General features: G+C 54.3%; 19 protein-coding genes. 16 read left to right on the forward strand and 3 right to left on the reverse strand.

Annotation, left to right across the window (positions count from 1 at the left end; translation table 11 throughout):
- Nucleotides 1-38 precede the first annotated feature (38 nt).
- The 10 genes from mutL (at nt 39) to ACJJJA_RS02470 (ending at nt 12,063) form a co-directional block, all read left to right on the forward strand.
- Complete coding sequence (gene mutL / locus ACJJJA_RS02425; protein WP_444903659.1) at nt 39-1,934, forward strand: DNA mismatch repair endonuclease MutL; 1,896 nt, start codon at nt 39-41, stop codon at nt 1,932-1,934.
- A 70-nt stretch (nt 1,935-2,004) separates the two neighbouring features.
- Nucleotides 2,005-2,928 carry a tRNA (adenosine(37)-N6)-dimethylallyltransferase MiaA gene (gene miaA / locus ACJJJA_RS02430; protein ID WP_444905279.1) on the forward strand — a complete coding sequence of 308 codons (924 nt, stop codon included), beginning with the start codon at nt 2,005-2,007 and terminating at the stop codon, nt 2,926-2,928.
- Nucleotides 2,929-3,119: 191 nt separating this feature from the next.
- A complete protein-coding gene (gene hfq / locus ACJJJA_RS02435) occupies nt 3,120-3,404 on the forward strand; it encodes an RNA chaperone Hfq (RefSeq protein ID WP_020413623.1) in 285 nt (94 codons plus the stop codon).
- Between the two features lie 136 nt (nt 3,405-3,540).
- A complete protein-coding gene (gene hflX / locus ACJJJA_RS02440) occupies nt 3,541-4,872 on the forward strand; it encodes a ribosome rescue GTPase HflX (RefSeq protein WP_252084206.1) in 1,332 nt (443 codons plus the stop codon).
- Nucleotides 4,873-5,017: 145 nt separating this feature from the next.
- Nucleotides 5,018-6,160, forward strand: coding sequence for an FtsH protease activity modulator HflK (gene hflK / locus ACJJJA_RS02445; protein ID WP_444887799.1), 1,143 nt, complete (start codon nt 5,018-5,020; stop codon nt 6,158-6,160).
- A gap of 11 nt (nt 6,161-6,171) precedes the next feature.
- Nucleotides 6,172-7,044 carry a protease modulator HflC gene (hflC, locus tag ACJJJA_RS02450; protein ID WP_252084208.1) on the forward strand — a complete coding sequence of 291 codons (873 nt, stop codon included), beginning with the start codon at nt 6,172-6,174 and terminating at the stop codon, nt 7,042-7,044.
- 188 nt (nt 7,045-7,232) lie between these two features.
- Nucleotides 7,233-8,426, forward strand: coding sequence for an ATP phosphoribosyltransferase regulatory subunit (locus ACJJJA_RS02455; RefSeq protein WP_444903660.1), 1,194 nt, complete (start codon nt 7,233-7,235; stop codon nt 8,424-8,426).
- 127 nt (nt 8,427-8,553) lie between these two features.
- Nucleotides 8,554-9,876: an adenylosuccinate synthase gene (locus tag ACJJJA_RS02460; RefSeq protein ID WP_444887801.1), complete on the forward strand. Its 1,323-nt coding sequence runs from the start codon at nt 8,554-8,556 to the stop codon at nt 9,874-9,876.
- A gap of 142 nt (nt 9,877-10,018) precedes the next feature.
- A complete protein-coding gene (gene trhA / locus ACJJJA_RS02465; RefSeq protein ID WP_444903661.1) occupies nt 10,019-10,672 on the forward strand; it encodes a PAQR family membrane homeostasis protein TrhA in 654 nt (217 codons plus the stop codon).
- A 170-nt stretch (nt 10,673-10,842) separates the two neighbouring features.
- The gene (locus tag ACJJJA_RS02470) at nt 10,843-12,063 is read left to right on the forward strand and encodes a lytic murein transglycosylase (RefSeq protein WP_444887802.1); all 1,221 of its coding nucleotides are present in this window, start codon (nt 10,843-10,845) and stop codon (nt 12,061-12,063) included.
- Nucleotides 12,064-12,070: 7 nt separating this feature from the next.
- Here the strand turns inward: ACJJJA_RS02470 and ACJJJA_RS02475 are convergent, their stop codons facing one another.
- The 3 genes from ACJJJA_RS02475 to ACJJJA_RS02485 all read right to left on the reverse strand — a co-directional run bounded on the left by ACJJJA_RS02475 (nt 12,071) and on the right by ACJJJA_RS02485 (nt 17,143).
- Nucleotides 12,071-13,093 (reverse strand): succinylglutamate desuccinylase/aspartoacylase family protein, encoded by a 1,023-nt coding sequence (locus tag ACJJJA_RS02475; protein ID WP_444887803.1) that lies wholly within the window; start codon nt 13,091-13,093, stop codon nt 12,071-12,073.
- A gap of 82 nt (nt 13,094-13,175) precedes the next feature.
- The gene (locus ACJJJA_RS02480) at nt 13,176-16,256 is read right to left on the reverse strand and encodes a DUF6531 domain-containing protein (protein ID WP_444887804.1); all 3,081 of its coding nucleotides are present in this window, start codon (nt 16,254-16,256) and stop codon (nt 13,176-13,178) included.
- Nucleotides 16,257-16,279: 23 nt separating this feature from the next.
- On the reverse strand, nt 16,280-17,143 hold the full coding sequence (locus tag ACJJJA_RS02485) for a Stp1/IreP family PP2C-type Ser/Thr phosphatase (protein WP_252084215.1): 864 nt from the start codon (nt 17,141-17,143) through the stop codon (nt 16,280-16,282).
- Between the two features lie 190 nt (nt 17,144-17,333).
- Between ACJJJA_RS02485 and ACJJJA_RS02490 the strand changes: the two genes are divergently transcribed.
- The 6 genes from ACJJJA_RS02490 (at nt 17,334) to icmH (ending at nt 24,448) form a co-directional block, all read left to right on the forward strand.
- A complete protein-coding gene (locus ACJJJA_RS02490; protein WP_252084216.1) occupies nt 17,334-18,053 on the forward strand; it encodes a transposase in 720 nt (239 codons plus the stop codon).
- A gap of 70 nt (nt 18,054-18,123) precedes the next feature.
- Nucleotides 18,124-19,623, forward strand: coding sequence for a type VI secretion system contractile sheath domain-containing protein (locus ACJJJA_RS02495; protein WP_444883470.1), 1,500 nt, complete (start codon nt 18,124-18,126; stop codon nt 19,621-19,623).
- A 133-nt stretch (nt 19,624-19,756) separates the two neighbouring features.
- The gene (gene tagH, locus ACJJJA_RS02500; RefSeq protein ID WP_444887805.1) at nt 19,757-21,535 is read left to right on the forward strand and encodes a type VI secretion system-associated FHA domain protein TagH; all 1,779 of its coding nucleotides are present in this window, start codon (nt 19,757-19,759) and stop codon (nt 21,533-21,535) included.
- Between the two features lie 23 nt (nt 21,536-21,558).
- The gene (gene tssJ / locus ACJJJA_RS02505) at nt 21,559-22,176 is read left to right on the forward strand and encodes a type VI secretion system lipoprotein TssJ (protein WP_444887806.1); all 618 of its coding nucleotides are present in this window, start codon (nt 21,559-21,561) and stop codon (nt 22,174-22,176) included.
- A 66-nt stretch (nt 22,177-22,242) separates the two neighbouring features.
- Complete coding sequence (gene tssK / locus ACJJJA_RS02510) at nt 22,243-23,580, forward strand: type VI secretion system baseplate subunit TssK (RefSeq protein WP_444883473.1); 1,338 nt, start codon at nt 22,243-22,245, stop codon at nt 23,578-23,580.
- Between the two features lies 1 nt (nt 23,581).
- Complete coding sequence (icmH, locus tag ACJJJA_RS02515) at nt 23,582-24,448, forward strand: type IVB secretion system protein IcmH/DotU (protein WP_444903662.1); 867 nt, start codon at nt 23,582-23,584, stop codon at nt 24,446-24,448.
- Nucleotides 24,449-24,479 lie beyond the last annotated feature (31 nt).

Genomic DNA, 24,479 nt, shown 5'->3' on the forward strand with positions numbered 1-24,479 from the left:
TTATCGGCCCTTCAAATTAGCGTTAACAAGTCAGAGTTATGCACGAACGTATCCAGCAATTATCTCCGCGTCTCGCCAACCAGATCGCTGCCGGTGAGGTGGTCGAACGCCCCGCCTCTGTAATTAAGGAGCTGCTGGAAAACAGTTTGGATGCCGGCGCCACGCGACTGGAAGTGGATATCGATAATGGCGGTATCAAGCGCATGAAAGTGCGGGATAACGGCAAGGGTATCGAGAAAGAGGATTTACCCATGGCGTTGGCGCGTCATGCCACATCGAAAATCCATGTACTGGAAGATCTGGAAGCGGTGGCCACCCTGGGTTTCCGTGGTGAGGCCCTGGCCAGTATTTCCTCTGTCGCGCGATTGAATCTGATCAGTAGCCGCGATGAGAGCGGCAAGGGCTGGCAAGTGAGTGCCGAGGGCCGTGATATGCAGGCGCAGCTGGCCCCAGCGGCCCACCCCCGCGGCACCACCGTGGATGTGCGTGATCTATTTTTCAATACGCCGGCGAGGCGTAAGTTTCTGCGCACCGAGAAGACTGAATTTAACCGTATCGATGACACCATCAAGCGCCTCGCGCTGTCCCGCTTCGATGTGTCTATCACTCTGCGCCACAACGGCAAGGGCGTGCACAACCTGCGCGCCGGCAGCGGCCGTGTGGAGATGGAGCGCCGCGTGGCGCAGGTATGCGGTCCGGCGTTTATGCAGAACGCCCTGCATATTGATGTGGAGCGCAGTGGTTTGCGCCTATGGGGTTGGGTGGCCGAGCCGGCTTTCTCCCGCTCCCAGGCCGATCTGCAATTCTTCTACGTCAATGGGCGTGCTATCCGCGATAAGGTGGTGAGTCATGCGGTGCGCCGTGCCTTTGCGGATGTGCTTTATCACGGCCGCCATCCGGCGTTTGTGCTCTATCTGGAGCTGGACCCGGCATCGGTAGATGTAAATGTACACCCGACCAAGCACGAGGTGCGTTTCCGCGATGGTCGCTTGGTACACGACTTTTTGTTTGGCAGTTTGCATCGGGCTCTGGCGGATGTGCGCCCTGGGCAGAAAGATGAGCAAGCTGAAGAGACTGATGGGCAAGAAAATGGTGCTGCTGAAAGAGTCAGTGGTATTCAGGCAGGAGAGTTTTCCGGCCAACAAAAAATGCCGCTCTCCAATCGCCCCTCACCGGCGAGCTTACAGCAGCAAATGAATGCCTACGGTGCCTTGCATCAACCCTATCGGGAGCCGGCGGCTGTTGCAGAGCCTGCGGTACCCTCTCCAGATGCGCCTCCGGCTGGCGCTCCTGTTGCACCAATGGCTGCGCAGGCACCCACGATTAATGAGAGTGCTCATGGAGAAGATGTTCCGCCGTTGGGTTTTGCCATCGCTCAGCTGCATGGCATATATATCCTCGCGCAGAACGAGCAGGGCATGATCGTGGTGGACATGCACGCCGCCCACGAGCGTATTGTCTATGAACAGATGAAAGTGGCCCATGCTGCGGGCGGTATTCAGGCACAGCCATTGCTGGTACCAGTGAGCCTGGCGGTCAGCCAGCGCGAGGCGGATTGCTTCGAGGAGCGCAGCGAAGTGTTTACGGCTCTCGGTTTCGTGCTACAGCGCGCAGGCCCGGAAACTTTACTGGTACGGCAGGTGCCGACCATGTTGCACGGTGCTCAGGTGGAGCAACTGGTGCGCGATGTGTTGTCAGATTTACTTGGGCAGGGTGACAGCGAGCGTATAGGCGAGCAAATCAACGAAGTGCTAGCCACCATGGCCTGTCACGGTTCTGTACGCGCCAACCGCCGCTTGACGATTCCGGAAATGAACGCGCTGTTGCGGGATATGGAGCGCACTGAGCGCAGCGGCCAGTGTAATCACGGCCGTCCGACCTGGACCCAGGTTAAACTGGCGGATATGGATAAGTGGTTTATGCGCGGTCAATAATCGCGTTTTGGAAGTAGGTGGTGATTTGAGCGAGCGCACTCTGGACGATAAACCCCGCGCAATTTTTTTGATGGGTCCCACGGCATCGGGCAAGACGGATTTGGCCATGGCTTTGGCCGATCGCCTGCCGGTGGAATTAATTAGTGTGGATTCGGCTCTCGTTTATCGGGGTCTCGACGTGGGCTCGGCCAAGCCCAGCGCGGAGGAGCTGGCCCGCTATCCCCATCGCTTGATCGATATCTGTGATCCCAGCGAGTCTTTTTCTGCCGGCCGATTTCGCAAAGATGCTCTCGAAGCTATGGACGAAATCAGCGCAGCCGGTAAGATCCCTTTACTGGTTGGCGGAACTATGTTGTATTTCCGTGCTCTCCTGGAAGGAATGGCAAAGTTGCCAGAGGCCGACCTGAAGCTGCGCGCCGAGATTGAAGCGCGTGCCGAACGCGAGGGCTGGCCCGCGCTACACGCGGAGCTGGCACAGGTCGATCCACAGTTGGCGGCAGAATTGCACCCCAATCACTCAGTGCGCATAGAGCGGGGACTGGAGGTTTATCGGATTACCGGTGTCCCTCTTTCCCAGTTGCGTCGAGAACAATCTGGTGGTGGGGTACAGGAACGCTACCACTTGACTCAGTTGGCGATTATCCCCCGGGACAGGTCGCTGCTACATCGGCGTATCGAACTGCGCTTTAAGCGGATGCTCGAAGCTGGGTTTGTGCAGGAAGTGCGCGGTTTATTTGATCGTGGCGATCTGCATGAGGATCTACCGGCGATTCGTGCGGTGGGCTATCGTCAAGTTTGGCAGTATCTGGAAGGGCACTGCGATTATGATGAGATGGTTGCTGCGGGAATTGCCGCCACCCGCCAGTTGGCCAAGCGACAGCTGACGTGGTTGCGGCGCTGGCCCGAGTTGGAAATTTTGTACACTCAGGACAGCGAGGGTAGGGTGCGTGAGAATGATGAAATATTGGCCGAAGCCTTGAAATTTCTCGCTTGAGCATCCATAACGTGGTTGGGCTATAAAACGACAAGCTCAGTCAGTCAGTTTTCACAGGGTCGGCCTTTTCCGGCTCGCAACTACACTACTTATTACGCGTATTCGACCTCAGTCGTTTTTTGATCCGCGCACTTCGCGGATACGATTGCGGCCTGCATACCGCATTCAGCTTTTTGACAAGGAGAAAAAAGATGTCAAAAGGGCACAGCTTACAAGACCCTTACCTCAACGTATTGCGCAAAGAGCGTATCCCGGTTTCTATCTATCTGGTAAACGGCATCAAGCTCCAAGGGCAAATTGAATCTTTCGACCAGTTTGTGGTGTTGCTGAAAAATACCGTCAGCCAAATGGTTTACAAGCACGCTATTTCCACTGTTGTACCGTCCCGCGCAGTGCGCGTTCCCCTGTTGAACCCAGCCGCACAGCATGGCGGCGAGGGCAATGGTGAAGGCGGTGAGCGCGAATCTTTCAGCTGATTGAGTTGCGCTTAACGAGACTCGCGCCCCGTTACCGGGGCGCAAGCAGCCGAGTGAATCCGGAGTTGGACTTGCGGCTGCCATTTCAATCTAGGGAGCCAGATAGGCGCCCATTTCCTCATATAGAGATTTCCCATTGTTTTTCGATCGACCGGAATCTGGTGAACTGGCAGTACTGGTACACCTTGAACTCTCCGCTATAGACAGCCCCGATGATCCTCGCGAATTTGAGGAGCTGGCCCTCTCTGCCGGAGCCGATCCGGTCAGTTTTATTTTTGGACAACGTGCCACTCCAGACCCTAAAACCTTTGTTGGTCGAGGTAAGCTGGAAGAGATTCGCCAGGAAGTGAAAGAGCAGGGTGCCGAGCTGGTGATCTTTGATCACACCCTCTCACCCAGCCAAGAGCGCAATATTGAGCGTGAACTCAAGTGCCGGGTGCTGGATCGCACCGGCCTGATTCTGGATATCTTCGCCCAGCGTGCGCGCACCCATGAAGGTAAGTTGCAGGTGGAGTTGGCGCAATTGCGCCATATGACCACCCGCCTGGTGCGAGGATGGACCCACCTGGAACGGCAGAAAGGCGGTATCGGTTTACGCGGACCGGGCGAGACCCAGCTGGAAACGGATCGGCGTTTATTGCGTGCGCGTATCGATTCCATTGAGAAGCGCCTGGAAAAAGTTCGCCGCCAGCGAGAGCAGGGCCGGCGTGCGCGCTCCCGTGCCGAAGTGGCTACGGTTTCCCTGGTGGGTTACACGAACGCCGGCAAGTCGACTCTGTTTAACAGGCTCACTGATGCCGACGTGTATGTGCGCGATCAACTGTTTGCAACCTTAGACCCTACTATGCGAAGGGTTGAATTACCCAATGTCGGCGCCATGATCCTTGCTGATACGGTAGGTTTTGTTTCGCACCTGCCACACAAACTGGTGGAGGCGTTCCGCGCGACCCTGGAAGAGGCTGCGCAGGCAACGCTGCTTCTACATGTGGTGGATGCCGCCGCAGAAGATCGTCTGCACCTGATGGAAGAGGTTCAGACCGTACTGGAAGAAATTGGTGCTGCGGATATCCCGCAGCTGCTGGTGTACAACAAAATCGACCTGCTCGCCGACAGTGAGCCCCGCATTGACCGCGATGAAGAGGGGGTACCGCGTGCGGTTTGGCTCTCAGCGGTGACCGGTGCTGGTTGTGACCTGCTGGTGGAGGCGATTGCAGAGCGCCTGGGAGAGCAGATGGTACAGGGGCTGCTGGTGGTAAAACCACAGCAATCCCGCCTGCGCGCACAGCTCTACCAGATCAACGCGGTGCAGAGCGAACACTATCGGGATAATGGCGATTGCGAATTGCAGTTATTGCTTCCGCGCAGTGATTTCCAGCGTTTACTGGCCCCATTTACAGATGGTGGTGAAGAGCCGGAGTGGCTGCCAAAAGAGGCACTTCCCGATGATAATGAGGCGCAAGAACACTAGCGCCAGCACATTTTCGTGTGGCTGATGCGGCCCCAATTGCGACAAACTTGCCTTCAGCAGAGGTCTGGCGGCAATATTTTGCCGGCGGGGAATGCTAGAATCCGCCGGAGTCAAAGCTTAAATGATCAGAGTTGGAGTAATTTAGATGGCCTGGAATGAACCGGGTGGTAACAACGGCAAAGACCCTTGGGGTGGCGGCGGTGGTAACCGCAATAACGATGGCCCACCGGATCTCGACGAACTGTTCCGCAAAGTCCAGCAGAAACTCGGTGGGTTGTTTGGTGGCAGTCCCAGTACTGGAACGGGCAACTTTCCCTGGATGCTGGTGATTGTTGTTGCCGTATTGATTTATGCAGGGCTTGGTATTTATCAGGTCAATGCCAACGAACAGGCGGTGGTATTGCGCCTTGGTAAATACCACTCGACCGAATCGGCCGGCCTGCACTGGAATCCACCGCTGATCGACAGTGTAACCAAGGTCAATATGACTGAGGTGCGTACCGAGCGCACCACCGGACAGATGCTGACCGAAGATGCCAATATCGTTGAAGTGGTATTGACCGTGCAATGGCAGGTAAGTGATGCGGAGTCTTTTGTACTGCGTGTACGCGAACCTGTGAAGAGTCTACAGGAGGCCACTGACAGTGCCCTGCGCCACGTAGTGGGCTCTCTCACTCTGAACGGTGTGATTTCGCAAAACCGGACCCAGGTATCCACCGACACCCAACAGCGCCTGCAGGAGTACCTGGATTTGTACCAAACGGGTATCCGTATCGATGTGGTGAACTTGACTGACGCCAAGGCGCCCCGCGAAGTGCAGGATGCCTTTGACGATGTAACCAAGGCCCGCGAGGATGAGGTGCGTCTGCAAAATGAAGCCCAGGCTTACGCCAACCAGGTGATCCCTGTTGCCCGCGGTCAGGCCCAGCGCATTATCGAAGAGGCGGAAGCCTACAAGGCCCGTGTAGTCGAGAGTGCCCGCGGTGAGGCGGTACGCTTCGAGAAGCTGCTCACAGAGTATGAGCGTGCGCCGGAAGTGACTCGCGAGCGTCTGTACCTGGATGCGGTGCAGGATGTAATGTCCAGTACTTCGAAAGTCATGGTGGATGTCGAGGGTGGCAACAACATGATGTACCTGCCGCTGGATAAGCTGGCACAGGAGAGCTCATCCCAGGCGGCCCAACGTAAAGACACCTCCCCGATCGTAATCGAAGAGGTCTACCAGCGTATCGTCGAGCGCCTGCGTCAGGATGCCGCCAGCAGCCGCCGCAGCCAGACTGTTCGCTAGGAGGTGATGGAATGAACAACAAATCTTTGGGAATTATTGTTGCACTGCTGCTCGTCGTCCTGTTGGTTTCCTCCAGCGCCTTCGTGGTGAAGGAAACGGAAAAGGCCGTGTTGCTGCGCTTTGGTGAGCTGGTGCGCACCTATACCGAGCCGGGGCTCTACTTCAAGATTCCGTTTGCGGAGAAGCTGCGTAAGTTTGATGCTCGTATCCAAACTGTGGATTCAAGCCCGGTGCGTATGCTCAATAGCGAAAACAAGTTCATGATGGTGGACTCGTACGCTAAATACCGTATCTCCGATGTGAGTAAGTTCTACATCGCTACCCGTGGCGATGAGCGCAATGCGGTGCGTCTACTGTCTGAGCGGATCAACGATCAGCTGCGTAACCAGTTCGGTGTGCGTGACCTGCATGAGGTAGTCAGTGGTGAGCGCGATGAGCTGATGGCGGAGATCACCAAAAACCTGAATAAGGTTGCTCAGGGCGACTTGGGTGTGGAGGTGATCGATGTGCGCGTCAAGCGCATCGACCTGCCACCAGAAGTCTCCGAGTCCGTGTTCCAGCGTATGCGTGCAGGCCGTGAGCTGGAGGCAAGGGATCACCGAGCCAAAGGGCAGGAGGCCAGTGAGCGGATCAAAGCCAATGCCGATCGCCAAAAGGTGGTGATTGAGTCCGAGGCCTACCGCCAGGCCGAAGAACTGCGTGGTGCTGGGGATGCGGAGGCTGCATCGATTTATGCCGCAGCCTATACCAAGAACCCCGAGTTCTACCGCTTCACGCGCAGCCTACAGGCTTATAGGGAATCTTTCCGCAGCAAATCCGATATGTTGCTGGTGGATCCGGATAGTGAGTTTTTCCGCTATCTGAAGGACCCTAAAGGGCAATAAACCAACTTGCGGGGCAAATGGCAGCGGATTATCCCTAACCCCCAGCTGTTTGCCCGAGGTCGTGGCTGTCCTTGCGACAGCCCTACCTTCCTGCCGGCAGTTGGTGCTAAAATCACGCAAACCGGGCCTCGCCCGGTTTTTTTGTGGAAGCCGACGCGCCTCATTAACTCTGAAAAGTCCGTTTCACCATGACTCAAGCCGATCGTTGGATGCTGCCGGATGGCATCGCGGAGATTTTGCCCGCGGGAGCTGTTCAAGTTGAAACCCTGCGCCGCCGACTGTTGGACCTCTACCATTGCTGGGGGTACGAGTTGGTGATACCGCCAATGTTGGAATTCACCGAGTCCCTGCTGGTTGGTATGGGGCGTGATCTCGACCTGAGCACCTTCAAGGTCACAGACCAGATTTCCGGCCGCACACTCGGTATTCGCGCCGATATTACCCCGCAGACCGCGCGTATCGATGCGCATAGTTTTCCTCGTGCGGGGGCTAACCGCCTGTGCTACGCGGGTCAGGTCCTGCACACCCGGCCACGTACCGCGATGGGCTCGCGTGCGCCGATCCAGATAGGTGCGGAATTGTTTGGCGTGGACAGCCTCAGTGGAGATATCGAAGTGATCTCCCTGATGCTGGAGAGCCTGCAGGTTGCCGGGGTAGAAGATATTTATTTGGACCTCGGCCATGTAGCGATTTACCGAAGTCTCGCCGAGGCAGCCGGGCTCGGTGACAGTGAGCGTGAAGAACTTTCCGCGCTGCTGCAGAACAAGGCCAGTGCCGATGTTTACAGCTGGGTGTCTGAGAATATTAGTGATTCACAGGTATCGGGCTGGCTGCAAGCTCTCCCCAGTCTTGCCGGCGGGCTTGACTGCCTGGAACGAGCCGCCACTCAGTTGGCGGGAGCGCCGCAGGCTCTGTTGGATGCTTTGTCTGATCTGCAGCAGGTCGCCGAGGCTCTGGGGCAGCGCTACCCGGCGGTGACCCTGTTCTTCGATTTGAGTGAAGTGCGTGGATACGACTATGAAACCGGCTTGGTATTCGCCGCTTACACACCGGGCCACGGGCAGGCACTCGCCAATGGTGGCCGCTACAACGGTATCGGTGCAGTATTTGGCCGGGACCGCCCGGCAACGGGCTTTAGTAGTGATTTAGTGGCTCTCAACACGCTGGGTACCAGCGCGATACCCGCTGAGGGCGCCATACTCGCGCCGGAGGTAAGTGGTCCCCAGGGCGCCGGGCTGTGGCGCGCAATTGATGAGCTGCGCGAGCGGGGAGAGGTGGTCATTGCCACTCTTTCCGATAGCGCAGAGAGCGATCTTCATTCGCGTTGTGATCGCGAGCTGGTATTCGAGGGCAACTCCTGGGTGGTAAAGCCCCGGGATTGAACAAAGGCGGGCGCAGCGGATGTGCCAATAATGTGCCTATATTGGTGCGGTGAACCCCGCAAGATTCATTGATGTAGGGGCCTCTCGGCCTCCTGCAGAACGAAACCTGAGTTAGAGATTGATACAGATGGGCAAGAATGTAGTAGTGCTGGGTACCCAGTGGGGCGATGAAGGCAAGGGTAAAATTGTCGATTTGCTGACAGAACAGGTCTCCCTGGTGGTGCGCTTTCAGGGCGGACACAACGCCGGCCATACCCTGGTGATCGACGGTGAGAAAACTGTACTGCACCTGATCCCCTCCGGTATCCTGCGCCCCAGCGTGACCTGCCTGATCGGCAACGGTGTGGTGCTGTCACCGGAAGCATTACTCAAGGAAATGTCTGAGTTGGAAGAGCGCGGTGTTCCAGTGCGCAAGCGCTTGCGCCTGTCTCCGGCCTGTCCTCTGATTCTGCCGGTGCATGTGGCACTGGATCAGGCCCGTGAAAAGGCGCGCGGTGCCAAAGCAATCGGTACCACCGGTCGCGGTATCGGTCCCGCCTATGAAGACAAAGTTGCCCGCCGCGGTCTGCGCCTCGGTGACCTGTGTAACTGGGAGAACTTCTGCAATCAGCTCAAGGAGCTGATTGACTACCACAATTTTGCCCTGACCGAATACTACAAAGTCGATCCGGTGAGCTACGAGGATACTCTCGAGCAGGCTAAGATCTGGCGTGAGCAACTGGTGCCGATGATCATCGATGTGGCCGACCAGCTGCATAAGGCCCGAGAACAGGGTGAGCACATCCTATTTGAGGGGGCCCAGGGTTCCCTGCTGGATATTGACCACGGTACCTATCCGTTTGTGACCTCCTCCAATACCACTGCTGGCGGCACCGCCACTGGTTCTGGTTTTGGCCCCCTCTACCTGGATTACGTACTGGGTATCACCAAGGCCTACACCACCCGCGTTGGTAGTGGCCCTTTCCCCACCGAACTCGACTGTGAAGTAGGGCGTCACCTGGGTGAGAAGGGACATGAATTTGGTGCTACTACCGGGCGCCAGCGTCGCACCGGCTGGTTCGATGCCGTTGCCGTACGTCATGCTATTCGTATTAACAGTATCTCCGGCTTGTGTCTGACCAAGCTGGATGTACTCGATGGTCTCGAGGAAGTGAAGATCTGTGTCGGTTACCGCAACAGTGCCGGAGAAGAAGTACCGGTACCTTTCGACGCTGCCGGTTGGGAAGGGGTAGAGCCTGTATACGAAAGCATGCCTGGCTGGACAGAGAATACCTTCGGTGTACGTCGTGAGGCGGACCTGCCGGCCAATGCCAAGGCTTATATCTCCCGTATCGAAGAGCTGGTGGGTGCGCCGGTAGATATTGTTTCTACAGGTCCCGACCGCAACGAGACGATCGTTCGCGCCTCTTCCGCTCTATGTGAAATGGGAATCCATAACGCGAGCGTATAAGCCTCTAAAGCCTGCTTGTGAATCTACGGTCAAACCCTGGCCTTGCTATTTTTAGTGAGGCCTTTGATCATTAGACCTGATTCAAGTTATCGGTCGAGTGGTTTTGAAGCCACTCGCTACCAGAATTCAATCGGGCCAATTTATGACCTCTTCCGTTTCCGTTACCAGCCGCTATAGCTTTGCTGAAGAGATTGCCAATAGCGTAACCCACGGTATCGGAGCCGTTCTGGCTATTGCTGGTTTGGGTGTTCTCACTGGTTTCGCCGCACTGCGTGGGGATGCCTGGCATATCGTCAGCTCCAGTGTCTATGCCTCTACCCTGATTCTTTGTTTCCTCGCTTCGACTCTTTATCACGCCGTCAGCCATATAGGCGCCAAGGCGATATTACGAACTCTGGATCACTCCTCAATTTTTCTGCTGATTGCCGGCACCTATACGCCCTTTACCCTAGTGACTCTACGCGGGCCCTGGGGTTGGTGGTTGTTTGGCATTATCTGGGGCTTGGCACTGCTGGGCTTGATTATCCAGTTCACTCCCTTGAAAAAGATCCGTGCACTGTCGATCACCCTCAGCGCCCTGATGGGCTGGGTGGTTATCGCTGCAATCAAGCCCCTGGCGAATAGTCTTGAGACCGGTGGTCTATGGCTGTTGGTGCTGGGGGGGCTCTGTTATACCGGCGGTATTGCCTTTTATTTGTGGCGCAGCCTGCGTTTTCACCACGCTATTTGGCACCTATTTGTGCTGGCTGGCGGTATTTTGCATTTCTTCGCCGTACTCTTTTACGTCATTCCCTGATTTTGTGGCCCTGGTCACAGGGCCTCGCCATCACCAGAACTTCCTTTCGACTCCACTGTCCCCATTAATGACGGATCAAGCGGATGACACCATTGGAGAAATCCGCCTTCCGGAAGAGAGAGGCTCGTTCTAACCTTGTGCGAGCGAAATGTCGTGTCAAAGGTACTCCCATGCCCAAATTGCAACGGTTCCCCGCACTGCTCTATGTTCTTACCCTCTGTTTGGCGTTATTCACTCTACAGGCTCAGGCTGCCGATAAGCCGGACCCGGCTTTTGAAAAGTGGGTAAAGGAGTTCCGCCAAACGGCCGTTAAGAATGGGATTTCCCCTCAGGTTTACGACCAGGCCTTTAAAGGCATTACCTCTCCTGACCAGTGGGTACTGGATAGAGCCAGTTACCAGCCGGAATTCAAGGCGCCGGTGTGGCAGTACTTCGACAACCGTGTGCAAAAGCGCGCTATCGAGCGGGGCAAGCGGGAAAAAGAGAAGATGCAGCCCTGGCTCGATAAAATCGAGAAGCGCTTCGGTGTGGACCCCAATATCCTACTGGCAATCTGGTCGGTGGAATCGAGCTTCGGAGGCATTCTTGGCAATGAGACGGTAATGCGCAGTGTAATCCGCTCCCTCGCGACCCTGGCCTATGCAGATCCCCAGCGCAAGAAGTTTGGTCGGCAGCAGTTGTTGGCGGCACTGAAAATCCTGCAGGCCGGTGATGTTGAAGGTCAACACCTGCTTGGATCTTGGGCAGGAGCTATGGGGCATACGCAGTTTATCCCCACCAGTTACCAGGCTTATGCTGTAGACATCGACGGCGACGGCAAGCGTGATATCTGGAATTCGGTGCCGGATGCACTGGCTACCGCAGCCAATTTGCTTTCCAGTAATGGCTGGCAGAAAGGTAAGCCCTGGGGCTATGAAGTCACCATTCCCGCCAAGAAAATGCCGGGCGGTAAATTGACAGTTGCGGAGTGGGAAAAGCTCGGAGTCAAGCGCGCCAATGGTGAGCCCTTTCCAAGTAAGAAAGCTGTGGCGGAGCTGAAGCTGCCTGATGGGCGCAATGGTCCGGCATTTCTAGTATTTAAGAATTTCTTTGTACTCAAGCGTTACAACAACTCCGATCGTTATGCTATAGCCATCGGTTTACTTTCGGATCGTATTGGCGGCGGCGCGCCGCTGGTGAAAGACTGGAACCGCCCATTTACTCCCCTCGACGGCAGTCAAGTTGAACAGTTGCAAAAACTGCTGAAGCAGAAGGGTTTCTACAGTGGTGAAATTGATGGTAAAGCTGGTCCGGGAACCCGAAAAGCGATAAAGGCTTTCGAGAAGAGCGCCGGTGTGGAGGAGAAGGGCTTTCCCAGTAAAGAGGTATTGGAGTTGCTTCAGAAACAGTAGGGCGCCTCTAAAAGTTCTCATCCGGTAGTAGGCTGTCCTGCAATAACTCGAGGTTTTCAACTACCTCCTGGGGTTCGTGGAAATAGGCGATGTGATACATCGCCTCGCCCTCCTGCACCAGTGGGATGTTCTGCTTGCCGATTATGATTCCCTCGCCATTACTGCGTACCTGGTCTAGTTCATTGCCATAGGGGTCGGCAACAGTGGCGAGCAGGTCACCTTCGTACACTTGATCACCAAGCGCTTTAAGGTGGGTGGCTATGCCGCTGTCGCCAGCTCTTAGCCAGCCACTGCTACGAGCGATAAAGGGTTCTATTAAGCTGCGTCTGCGCCTTACCGGGAGCATACCCAGATGCCTGAGAACGTTAGTCACTCCTTTCAGCCCAGCGCGAATGCACAACTCATCAAAGCGCAGGGCTTCTCCTGCCTCATAAAGGAGGATTCTCACTCCCCGATCTGCGGCCGCCTGGCGTAGGGAGCCATCGCGAATCGATGCATTCAGCAATACCGGTACACCGAAAGCCTTGGCCATGGCACGGGTCACATCGTCGTCGAGATTGGCGCGTACCTGGGGAAGGTTACTGCGGTGGGCGGCCCCGGTATGTAGATCGATGCCGTAATCGCATTTGGCCACTATCTCACGTAGAAACACATGGGCCATTCGCGCAGCCAGGGAGCCTTTGGCTGAACCGGGAAAGCTGCGATTGAGGTCGCGGCGATCGGGTAGGTAGCGGGTGTGCTGGAGCACACCGTAGACATTGACCATAGGTACGGCAATCAGGTTACCGCGAAGGGATTTTAGACTGCGGCTCTGAATCAAACGGCTGATGATTTCGATGCCGTTCAGCTCATCGCCGTGCACGGCCGCACAGACAAAAATCGTGGGCCCCTCCCGTTTACCGCGCTGTACATAAACGGGTATGGCCATTTCTGTATTGGTGTAGAGGCTGACTACAGGCAGGTCTATATGGCGGGATTCCCCCTTGGCCACTGCGATACCGCCAATTTCAAAGTTCGGGGATTCTTGCATGGTTACGTTCACAATTGAGAGCTCTAAGTTTAGGGAATAGAGCAGGCGAGGGTGGGCCCCGATGAGGGGCGCCAGTAGGATTTTAGAGCCTGATTAGCGGCATATTGGACGTAGTGTGAGAGAAAATCCTTGAGCCGTTCAGCCACATTTGCAGGGCGGGATTCCAATATCCGGAAGTGGTGTACCACAGGCCAGTCTCAATATCGGCGATCAAGCCGATACCGCGCCAGGGGCCAGGAGTTTGTCCAAAAGCTCGGCCATTTCTGTCCTCGGCATCTTTTCCCTGAGACCATTGCACCGTGCCCTGTGCGTCGAAAATAGCCAGCGGTTTTCCCTGTGAGTCAGTGTGATAGTACTCACAGCGGCCGGAGCTCCAGTGGCAGAGTACGGATCCGTTTAAGGGGTGTGTTATCCAATGGCCGATGCCGCGGGATTTACCATCGATCTGGTGTGCTTCAGCCCAGATGCCCAGGCCACTCCAACTGCTGGTGACCCGGCGCTGGCGTGACGATTTCCGATGGGTGCAGGTTTTACTCAGGCGGCGCCCGAACGGGTCATAGCGGAAATGAGTTTTAAAATCGCCGCATTCTGCGGTGCTCATCAGCCCCCAACCGTCGTACTGGTATTGATAATCTCTGCGCCCGGGAATTTGCCGCTCGGCGACCACGTTGCCGCGCTTATCCCTGTCAATTTGTGCCTGGGGAAACCCGGTCTGGCGTATTGGAGTAGTGAGCTGTAGCGGGGGGCACTTATCAAATTGCCAAGCGAGGGCGAGTCCACTTTCCAGGCTAAAAGGGCTTCCAAACCGATGTTTGACTGTACTGCGCACCTCTCCCTGGATATGAATAGTGTTTTGCTCTTTGAACTCACTGCGCAGCACCGGCTCGCCATTGCCATCCACACCGTAAAGCGCACCACAGGGTGTGAGCGTGTAGGCCAAGTCGAGGTTGTCGGAGCTGGCGCTTCTCAACCAGCCGCGTGAATCGTACTGATACCTCAGGCTGAAATCGCGCACGTCACTGCTGTCGTGGTTCTCGGCGATAACCCGGTTGCGTCGGTCGTATTTAAAACGGACAGATGAATGTAAATTGTTAGCTTGAATCAGGCGTTTTTCAGTATCGTAATGGAACTCATTAATTTGGCCATTATTATTGCGTATGCTGGCGAGGGTGCCTCTGTCGTAATAGTGGAAGTACCAACGGCAGTCGTTATCACAGTATTCACTTAGGCTGCCATCAACGCTGTAGTTCCAAGTGAGTTGGCGCTCGTCCGGGGTGCGGTGGCTGATCAGTTGGCCGAGTCCATCATATTGCCAGCAGTAATCTCCGGTGGGGGTTTGCAGTTGGGTCAACTGGCCCTGGGTATTGTGGTGTAAAGCCCATTGATTGCCATCGGCGAAATGTATCTGGCAAATACGGCCGCAGCTATCGTAGTCCCACTGCAAGCTTTGGCTGTTACTGGCATGGATGGCGTGGGGTTGGCCACGCTCGCAGTAATCGATTCCATATTGGTAGCTGCCTATGTGGGACTCGCGTAATTCGCCGGTGGGGCCATAGCGCCACTCACGCCAAGTTTCCCCATTGACGACCAGCGTGGTCATGCGCTGCCAGTGATCGTATTCGAAACCCCACTGCTTTTCCCCTCGGCGCACCGTTTGTAACTGCCCCTGGCCATCCCAGGTAAACTCAATGCAGCCGCCCTCGGGATCTGTAATTTGCGAGAGCAAACCGCGATCGCTATAGAGCAATTTCCACTCTTGCTGTTCCGGGTCGATAATTGCCTGTGGCCGTCCCTTGTCGCTGTAAGAGAACAGCCATGATTGTTGTTCACTTAACTGTACTGCCTGTGGGTAGCCGTCTTCACTGTATAAATAACGCTTGCTGTTGCTCCCTTCGGTGATGCGCCGCAAGCGGCCAAATTCATCGTAGCGGAAGAAGGTACGCTGTCCATCGGCATTAATCTGCTGGCAGAGATTCCCGTAACAGTCGTAGAGCCAGCTTTTTTGCCGCTGCCCTTGACGCTCTTTGGTGAGCTGGCCGAACTGGTTGAAGTGCAGCTGTTGTGGAGTTCGCTCAGTATTTTCTACCTGGCAATTCCCACGGTTGTGTTGCCAGGTTAATAATGTTTCCGATTCCTCTTGTATCAGCCTGTGGCAGTGCCCTTGCAGGTCGTATTCAAATTGACGCTTGCCACTCACACCGCTGTGCGCTTGCACAAGCAATAAATCGTGATAGTGATAGCTCTCCAGATCGTGATTACTGTGGACTTCGGTTAGTAGACCGCCCTGGAATTCATAGCTGCACAGATTGCGCTGATCATCGGGAGCGTGGTTATTCAGCAGTTTGGTAAGGCGCCCGCCGCGGCTTTCGAAGTCGAGTACCCGCCCCCAGGAGCTGACAATTTTTCTGGGTAACCCTTCGCTGTAATCAATGGTTAGGGAATTGCCGAACTGATCTCGAATCTCGGTAAGCGGGAGTGCACTGTTGACTCCATCTGCGCGAAAAATTTTATCGGGCTCATTAAAGGTGGAGAGTCGATAGCTGTGCAGACTCTGCCGGAATAGCAGCAGTCGTTCGAAGCGGTTATAACAGCCGTGCCCAATCGCGGGTAACTGGAACTGAATCTTGCGGCCTTCGGCATTAAACAGTTCTACTTGGTTATCCTGCACCAGTAACTGTTCGCTCAGCGAATGACGCCAGCCAGCTCCAATTCCACTGTCTTCATCGATACTAGAGCGGTAGTATCGTTTCCAAGAAAATGGCAGTGGCCCCGGTATTGTGAGGTCCACACATTCGAAATTCAGTTCGCCGGTTGCAATGATTACCTGTTCGTGTACCCGACGGCACCGGCTAAGAGCGGGGACATGAGTCCCCAGTGGGTTGGTACCGGGAGTATTAATAAATTGAACTGGGCCCTCATTGACTCCGGGTAACAGCTCGACTTCAGGTGCAGCTGAAATTGTATAGGTGTTGACCTCGACAGTAGGTGGTTCTGGCCACAGAGGTCGGTGGTGGCCGTCAGTAATTTGGGCCTCGGGAAGTTCTTCAATAGCCTCCACCCAGCGATAGGCTGCCGCAGGATTTCCCTGGGGGAAGGTGGCTGTGGAGGGGCTTAAGACTTTGAGCAGGTTGGGGACCAGCTGGGTGAGACGTTCCGGTGTCATTCTTCAGCTTCCGGCAAACAGTTTTATCGTTGCGCTTTTCTGATAGTTACATCTGGTGATTTTGGTCTTTGGGTTGCGCTCTGCTCTTGTGCGAGTATCTGCGCTGCGGGTTGGGAGGAGTATTCAAGAATACCCGCACTGATATTGTCGCGCCCTCCCATTCTGTTGGCATCATCAATAAAGCGATAAACACATTCCAGAGCGGGGCGGTGAGTGGCAAGCACTCGCTCAATCGCATGATCGTCCAGATATTCAGTTAAGCCATCGGTGCAGAGTAATAGCAAAGCGTTCTCTGTTAATTTCCAGCTATTAATTTCTGCTTCTACAGAATTGGAAACGCCCAAAGCGCGGGTTATGTGATTTCGCACACTGGATTGCTGTGCCTGCTCCTCGCTTATTTGACCACTGTCTATCATTTCCTGAACAACACTGTGATCGCGTGTAAGGCGCTGTAAGCCGAAGTTATTCCATAGATAAGCGCGAGAATCACCAATATGCGCGACGATCAGAAAATCGTGCCACATAACAGCGACAACAATTGTTGTTCCCATTTTTGCAAAATGCGGGTTGGTATTTTTTGTGTTTAGGAGGGCGTTGTTGGCACTGTTGATAGCGTCGATCAAAGTCGCGCGTAAAATCAATTGTTGTTGCTCGGGTGTGCAGGAGAGAAAGGTATGTTTTAAAAGATCTTCTAAATGGAATTGAACGGTTTCTGCCGCTATTTTGCTAGCTGTGGCACCGCCTGTGTATCCCCCCATACCATCCGCTATCACGATATAGGCGAAAGGTTGGTCGGCGCTGGCATACCAGCGAATACTATCCTCGTTTTCCTCGCGAACTTGACCAATGTCAGTGCGTCCGTTGACCGCCAGACTTATCTGATCCATGTCTGGTGCAACTCCCCTTTATTTAAATAGCAACAAAATGCAGCGTAACATGATTACAACCACTAACCAGAGTTCATGTTAACTTGGCAGTAGACTAAGTTTGAAATTTTTTTCCCTGATTTGCGATAATAAAACCTTTATTCATCACTAGAAAGGCATTGCGCCTTATAAAAAAGGATTTGCTGGCAAAATGCCTCGTTTGCCCAGGCTCAATCTAATAGATATCCCTCAGCATATTGTGCAAGTTGGTCACAATAATTTGCCGTGCTTCTTTGATGAGGAGGATTATCAATATTATTTGATTAGTTTGCGCAATGCTGCTGATCAGTACCATGTGGATGTGCATGCATACGTCCTACTGCCCAATATGATTCAGATTATTGCCACCCCGAGGGTTCCAGATGGCATACCTTCAATGATGCAATCTCTAGGGCGTCGTTACGTACAGTTTGTCAATCACCGTTACAAGCGTTCCGGCACCATTTGGCGAGGGCGTTATAAATCCAGCTTGATTGACTCCGATGCCTACTTGCTGACCTGCTACCGCTATGTGGAACTGCGCCCTCTTTATTTGGGACTTGCTGACTCACTGGGAAATTATCAGTGGTCAAGTTTCAATCATCATGTAAACACTAAGCATGATAATTTGATTAAAGATCATCGTTTATATACCGACTTGGGTGAAAATGCCGGGCAACGTGCACAGGCTTATCGCCAGCTTTTTCGCTATAGCTTTGATAGCCGGCTACTGGATTACATCGCTGAAACCATTAAGTTGGGGCATGTTCTGGGTGGAGATGCTTTTAAAGATAAGATTGAACAAATCGCCAATCAGAGGGTTCGTCCGCTGAAAAGGGGACGACCAAGAAAGTCGAATAAAATCGAAAAACAAGTAGTGGAAACCAAATAGATAAAAACGCATGATGAGTACAAGAGGTTTCGTTGTGCTGCGTATTTTTTTTACCTGTGGATAATTAACTGTGAGCAAAGCCACTATAGCTGCCGGATTTCAAATCCACGGCGATAAAAATAAAAAGGAAGAAACCATGGACCATGGCAGTGATATTCTAAAAGTCGCAATCTTGGGCGATTTTAGTGGTCGCTCCAGCCGTCGTCAGTGCGAGCCTGAGACTATTGCTCAGCGCAGGGTATATGTGCTGAACCGGGATACTTTTGAAGGAGTATTCAGTGATCTTAGGGTGAGCCTGCAGTTGCCGGTGATGGATGAGCCGCTGCAATTACCTTGTTTCGATGATTTACACCCGGATTACCTCTACAGCCGTCTACCGCTTTTCAAACATTTTATAGCGCTCGGTCAACGCCTGCGTGATCCTGGCCAATTCCAGCAAGCCGCAGAGGAGATTCGTCAGTGGAAACCGGAGCTGACTGAAACGGGCCAAGAGGCTGCGGATTATTCATCTGAGCAGTCAATCCTCGATGAGATTCTCGCGGCGGGTCGCGAGCGCCTGGCTAGGGAAAATGGCAGTGCTTTCCAGGTGGATCAACTGATTAGGGACATTGTTGCCCCCTATGTACAAAAAAGCGTGGATCCCATGCAAGGGGAGTATTTAAACGCCTTGGCCGAGGCGACCTCTGACACTATGCGCAAGGTGATGCATCATAGTGATTTCCGCCAGTTGGAGGCGAGCTGGCTCAGTCTGCATTTCTTAATGAGGCGACTAGACGAACACCCAAATTTGCAGCTGCACCTGATTGATGTCAGCAAGGAAGAGCTGCTTGCCGATTTTGCCAGTGCTGAGAGCGATCTGGAAAAGTCTCAGGTTTTTAAATTACTGGTTGAGCGTGAAACAGTCGCCGGTGATCGTCCCTACAACCTCGTGTTGGGTGACTTCTTTATTACGGACGAGGAGAGGGATCTGCATCTGTTGATCGATCTCTCCACTATTGCGGAAGCGGCTGGAAGTACTCTGCTTCTCGGAGGGGACACCAAACTGGCCGGCTGTCCCAGCTTGGCAGGATCAGTTGATCCAGATGATTGGTATTATCCCTTGAGTGAGCGCTTTGCCGAAAGCTGGCAGGCGGTACGGGATTACTCCGCCAGTGAGTATGTTGCACTGGCCTCCCCACGCTTTATGTTACGGCTGCCATTTGGCCGTGAGACCTCCACCACTGAGCATTTTGATTTTGAAGAACTAACCCCCGATCAGGGCCATCAATACTACCAGTGGGGTAATAGTGCCTATCTGCTCGCCTTGGCTATCTGCCAGGGTTTTTCCACAACCGGCAGATTCCAGGCTCCCACCTCTGCAACCTATGAAAGCCTGCCTTTGCATCTGCGTAAACTGCCCCAGGGACAGTGGATCACCCCCTGTGCTGAAGCGTTGCTTACCGATCGTGCAGCAGCAGAGTTTAGTCAGGCGGGGCTGAGTACTATGCGCTCGGTACAGGGCCGCGATCAGATTGTCCTCCCCAGTTTAAGATCTCTCGCCGGTGGAGAATTAAAAGGGCCCTGGAGTTAAAAAGTATTTCCCGGTCACGGCATTCTCTGTAGGCCGGGTTTGAATTTCTTGTGTGGAAGGCCATTGTGCCCGAATCATTTTCGCTCTCCTTGGTAGTTTGTGTCCCAGCGGATGAGCGAAGTACAACAACTGTGTGAGTCAGGAAGACATGGATCTAATTCTCTCAGTATTGGCCGACCCCGCAGGGGCCAATATGCTCAAGCACACCAAGCTGTTCACTAAAGATGGGGGTAGTCTGGGGCGCTCTGCTGATAATTACTGGGTGCTACCCGATCCCGAACGTGTTGTCTCATCTCAGCACGCGCAAATTTCTTTCAGTGATGGGCAATTTTTCCTGACAGATACCAGCACTAACGGTACCTATCATAACGATGGCGATAACCCGCTGGGTAAAGGCAATAAACTCCCTCTGAGCGAGGGGGATATCATCAATGTGGGTGAATATCGCCTCAAGGTGACGTTGCGACAGCCTCAGGCCGAAAGTGACCTGCCAAAGGGATTGGGCAGTGCCGATTTTCTCGATACTTCCGATCGCACCACCTTCAATGCCAGTGCTATGGCCAAGATGCAGAGCCAAGCGGAGGCAAAGCAGCTGGATAACTGGTTGGAACCCGGTGGCAGCAACGATATTTCCCAGTCTGGCGAATGGGGTTACGTCCCACAGAGTAGTCAGAGTGCTCCCGCGCAGGATGATTTACTGGCTGCAGATCCGGGTCCACTGGACCCTATGTCGGCTTTTGAGCAGCCACAGTCTTTCGGATCGTCAGATGTGCAGGGACTCGGTTCATTTGGTAGCGAACCCCAAGGGCAGGCGGCGCCAGGGCAATGGTCCGATGATGAGTGGTGGAAAGATGGCAGTGCCCAGGACCATGTGCCGGCAGATCAACACTCTATGCAAATTGCTCCACAAACTCCGGCCCAATCATTTGAGGCTCCTCCCTCCACACAGCCTCAAGCACCTCAGCCGCAATCTTTCCAGGCGCCAGCTCCGCAACCCCAGGTAGCTCCTCAGCCTCCGCTTGCGCCCCCATCACAGCCAGTTGCCCAACAGCAGCCCCAGTTCGCCCCAGCGCCAGTGTCACCACCTCCGGTACAAATGCAGCCACAAGCCCCGCAGGCTCCACAGGATAATCCTTTTGCGGATTCTTTTGCGGCAATACAGGGACAACAGGTAGCGGGCGCACCGGGCTTTGATACTGCACAGGCGCCTCCTGCAAGCCCTATGGGTTTTGCCTCTCAGGGGCAGAGCTTTTCCCAATTGCAACAACCGGCTCCTGTTCAGCAGAGCCCGGCGCCTGAAGTACCGGTAGCACCGGTGCAGCCAGCCCCGGTTCCTCCGGTATCCAGTGTGCTGGCGGCAACGCTGGGCCTGAATATGAATCCTGGGCAACAACAAATAGCCGATCAACAGGCCGCGGAGATCGTCCGCGAAACGGTTTCCCGCCTGATCGACCTCCTACGTGCGCGCAGCAGTATCAAGAATGAGCTGCGTGTACAGCGCACTATGATCCAGACAGAGGCGAATAACCCACTGAAATTCAGTGCCACGGAGAGAGATGCGCTGGAGGCGATGTTCGCCGGTAATGGTGCTTTTTTACAGCCGAAGGAGGCGGTGCAGGATAGTTTCGATGATCTCTCCGATCACCAGGTCGCGGTGCTGGCGGGGATGCGCGCTGGTTACAGTGCGATGTTGCAGTATTTCAGCCCGGACAATATTGAACGTCGCCTGGGGAATACCTCTGGTGTATTCGGCAATAAGAATGCAAAGAAATGGGAGGGCTTCAGCGCGATGTATCGGGAATTAGTGGGCGATCCGGATGCTTGTTACCGCAAGCTTTTCGGTGATGAGTTTGCTGTGACTTATGAAAACCAGTTGTCTGAGCTGAAGAATGCCAGACAGCTGAAAAATTAATAGATCGGAAGAGGGAATTGGTCGTGTCCATAACAAAGTTACTGAAATTCACCCTACTCGGAATACTGGTAGTCAGTCTGGCAGCGTGCCAAACAACTAGGCGCACCCTGAATCTGGATACCAGTGTCGAGCTCTCGGTCAACATCCGCAATGACGTCAATCCGGATGATGATGGTCGTGCATCGCCGGTGGTAGTGCGCGTGTTTATGCTGGCAGACGACCGCCAGTTTGCCCGAGAGGATTTCCTTAATCTTTATGAAAATGCGGAATCCCGTCTCGGCAAGGATCTCCTTGATACCGTTATCCTGAAGGAGTTCGCACCTGGTGAGCAGCGTGTGGAAGAGCTGCCTTTGACTCCAGAAGTGAAGTACATCGGTTTATTGGCAGAATTTGTGCAGTATCAAAAAGCCGATGCACTCATGGTGCTGCCGATAACCGACCACAAAAAGAATAGTTATCAGATTGCCTTGGCCGACACGCGTATCGGCACACCCGATAATATCGCCAAGCGACGCCGAGGCATTGTTTCACCGCTATCTCGCAACGATACCAGTGGGAAGAAGGGCGACACGGTGACAATCTCCAGTGAAGACTATGACTTGATGAAGAAGCGTCTTCAGGAAGCGGAAAAATCTAAATAGAGCGTCGCTCAGCACAGGTTTAATTAAGCCCACTTCAAGTGGAATTGGGTTTTACAAGGAAGACATATGTCGGTTAACAACAAGGTGATCTGGAGTGAGGGCATGTTTTTACGCCCTCAACATTTCCAGCAGCAGGACCGCTATCTCGAACAGTTAGTTGAGGCTCGCACAGCTTCGCTGGGGCCCTATACCTGGGGTGTGCTGGAGCTGGCGATCGATAGTGAACCGCTCTCTATGGGAAAGATATCGCTATCCCGTGTACGTGCGATATTTCCCGATGGTACGCCAATTCTTGCACCGGAAAATGAAATCCTACCGGATGTCCTGGATGTGCCGGTTAACACCCGCGATGAGATCGTCTATCTATGTGTACCGATGAAGCGTCCCGGCAGCCAGGAATCCATCCGTGACCAGGAAGATTTTCCCCAGGCGCGCTACCAGACAGCAAACTTCGATGCGCGCAATAGTGCCGCAGCCTCCGGGGAGTCTGCCCGTATCCAGGTGGGCAAACTGCGAGTGTGTCTCAAGCTTGAGAGCGATGATCTCAGTGGGTACGCGTCTATTGGTATCGCCAGAATACGCGAGCGCCAGCCGGAGAAACCGGTCGAGTTGGATTCTGACTATATTCCACCGCTATTGAATGCAGAGACTTCAGCGGTAATCAAAGCCTATATCGAAGAGGTTAAAGGCCTGTTGGATCACCGCGGCTCCGCGCTGGGACACCGCTTGAGTGATAGTGGCCGCAGCGGCTCAGCAGAGATTGCCGATTACCTGTTGCTGCAGGTTATTAATCGTTTTGAACCCCTGCTAAAACAAATTACAGCTCAGCCACGCCTGCACCCGCACAGTTTGTTTGTGGAGTTGCTGCAATTGGCTGGTGAGCTGTCGACATTTACTTCATCGACCAAGCGCCCACCGGAAATCCCCAGTTACTCGCACGAAAACCTACAACTCAGCTTTGCTGGGTTGTTTTCAGCCCTGCGCCAGTCGCTCTCTACAGTTCTGGAGCAGACTGCTATTGCCATGGAATTGGTGCAGAGAAAGTTTGGTATTTATGTGGCCCCGGTCTCCGATCCCTCGCTACTGAAAACGGCCAGCTTCGTGATGGCTGCTAAAGCCGATATGCCCGGCGACCTGTTGCGCAGTCGTTTCCCCACGCAGGCCAAAGTGGCGCCAGTGGAAGCTATCCGTGAGTTGATTTCCGCTCAGCTGCCGGGATTGTCATTGCGCCCCTTGCCAGTGGCGCCGAGACAAATTCCCTATCACGCGGGTTTTACCTATTTCGAAATGGAGCGCAGCGGTGAGCTGTGGCAGGCCATGCAGAGATCTGGGGGCTTTGCGGTGCATCTTGGCGCGGAATTTCCGGGGCTGACCATGGAGCTCTGGGCCATAAGGAATAACTGATATGAGCAACGACAGCTTCAGCCCTCCACCGTCGCCCAATGCAGGTGACAGGACCGTAATGATTCCCACTCCAGGTGCCGCAGCTCCGGTGCAGCCCGGTTCATCTGCACAGCCGCAGTTCTTTGCCAATCCCGGCAGTTCAGCGGATATGCAGATTCGCAATAGTTTGAATCCCCTGGTCTCCGCAGCCTCCAAGCTGCTGGGGGTGATTATCAAGCTGCGCACAACCATGAATCACTCCAATGTGCCGGATCTGCACAAGCGGCTGACCAAGGAAATTCAGGCATTTGAGCGGGAATCCAAACAGCTGGGCCTGGCCCCTGAGGCAGTGCTTACCGCGCGCTATCTGCTGTGTACCGTTGTGGATGAAGTGGTGTTGACTACGCCCTGGGGTACGGCGAGTGGTTGGAGTCAGCACTCGTTGCTCAGCCTGTTCCACAAGGAGACGTTTGGTGGTGAGAAATGTTTTTCCATTCTGCAGCGTATGCTGGAAACCCCTGCGTCTCATCTGGAGTTGTTAGAGCTCTTTTATCTTTGCCTCAGTCTCGGTTTTCAAGGCAAGTATCGCTTGGTGCAGCGGGGCCACGAGCAGATTGAGCAGATTCGCGATGAGCTTTATCGGACCATAGAGCAGCACAAATCGGCAATGGACCGCGATCTCTCTCCCCACTGGCAGGGCTGTGTCGAGCGCAAGTCGGGCCTGATTCACTACATGCCTTTGTGGGTGATTATGAGCGTCGCACTGGGGTTGTTGGTTGCCACCTACAGCGGCTATCGCTGGTGGCTTTACGAAACGACCACCCCTGTGGCTGACCGAGTAGTGGAATTAACAGGCAGTGACAGCGAGCCCCCGCAAGGGGAAGGGTGACACTCGGACCGAATTGATCCGGTGCCGACTG

Source organism: Microbulbifer mixtoriginis (SeqCode) (assembly GCF_052466865.1).

Coding starts and splice junctions, on each gene's coding strand:
- mutL (WP_444903659.1), top strand. CDS start 39: ATGCACGAACGTATCCAGCAATTATCTCCGCGTCTCGCCAACCAGATC.
- miaA (WP_444905279.1), top strand. CDS start 2,005: ATGGGTCCCACGGCATCGGGCAAGACGGATTTGGCCATGGCTTTGGCC.
- hfq (WP_020413623.1), top strand. CDS start 3,120: ATGTCAAAAGGGCACAGCTTACAAGACCCTTACCTCAACGTATTGCGC.
- hflK (WP_444887799.1), top strand. CDS start 5,018: ATGGCCTGGAATGAACCGGGTGGTAACAACGGCAAAGACCCTTGGGGT.
- hflC (WP_252084208.1), top strand. CDS start 6,172: ATGAACAACAAATCTTTGGGAATTATTGTTGCACTGCTGCTCGTCGTC.
- ACJJJA_RS02455 (WP_444903660.1), top strand. CDS start 7,233: ATGACTCAAGCCGATCGTTGGATGCTGCCGGATGGCATCGCGGAGATT.
- ACJJJA_RS02460 (WP_444887801.1), top strand. CDS start 8,554: ATGGGCAAGAATGTAGTAGTGCTGGGTACCCAGTGGGGCGATGAAGGC.
- trhA (WP_444903661.1), top strand. CDS start 10,019: ATGACCTCTTCCGTTTCCGTTACCAGCCGCTATAGCTTTGCTGAAGAG.
- ACJJJA_RS02470 (WP_444887802.1), top strand. CDS start 10,843: ATGCCCAAATTGCAACGGTTCCCCGCACTGCTCTATGTTCTTACCCTC.
- ACJJJA_RS02475 (WP_444887803.1), bottom strand. CDS start 13,093: ATGCAAGAATCCCCGAACTTTGAAATTGGCGGTATCGCAGTGGCCAAG.
- ACJJJA_RS02480 (WP_444887804.1), bottom strand. CDS start 16,256: ATGACACCGGAACGTCTCACCCAGCTGGTCCCCAACCTGCTCAAAGTC.
- ACJJJA_RS02485 (WP_252084215.1), bottom strand. CDS start 17,143: ATGGATCAGATAAGTCTGGCGGTCAACGGACGCACTGACATTGGTCAA.
- ACJJJA_RS02490 (WP_252084216.1), top strand. CDS start 17,334: ATGCCTCGTTTGCCCAGGCTCAATCTAATAGATATCCCTCAGCATATT.
- tssK (WP_444883473.1), top strand. CDS start 22,243: ATGTCGGTTAACAACAAGGTGATCTGGAGTGAGGGCATGTTTTTACGC.
- icmH (WP_444903662.1), top strand. CDS start 23,582: ATGAGCAACGACAGCTTCAGCCCTCCACCGTCGCCCAATGCAGGTGAC.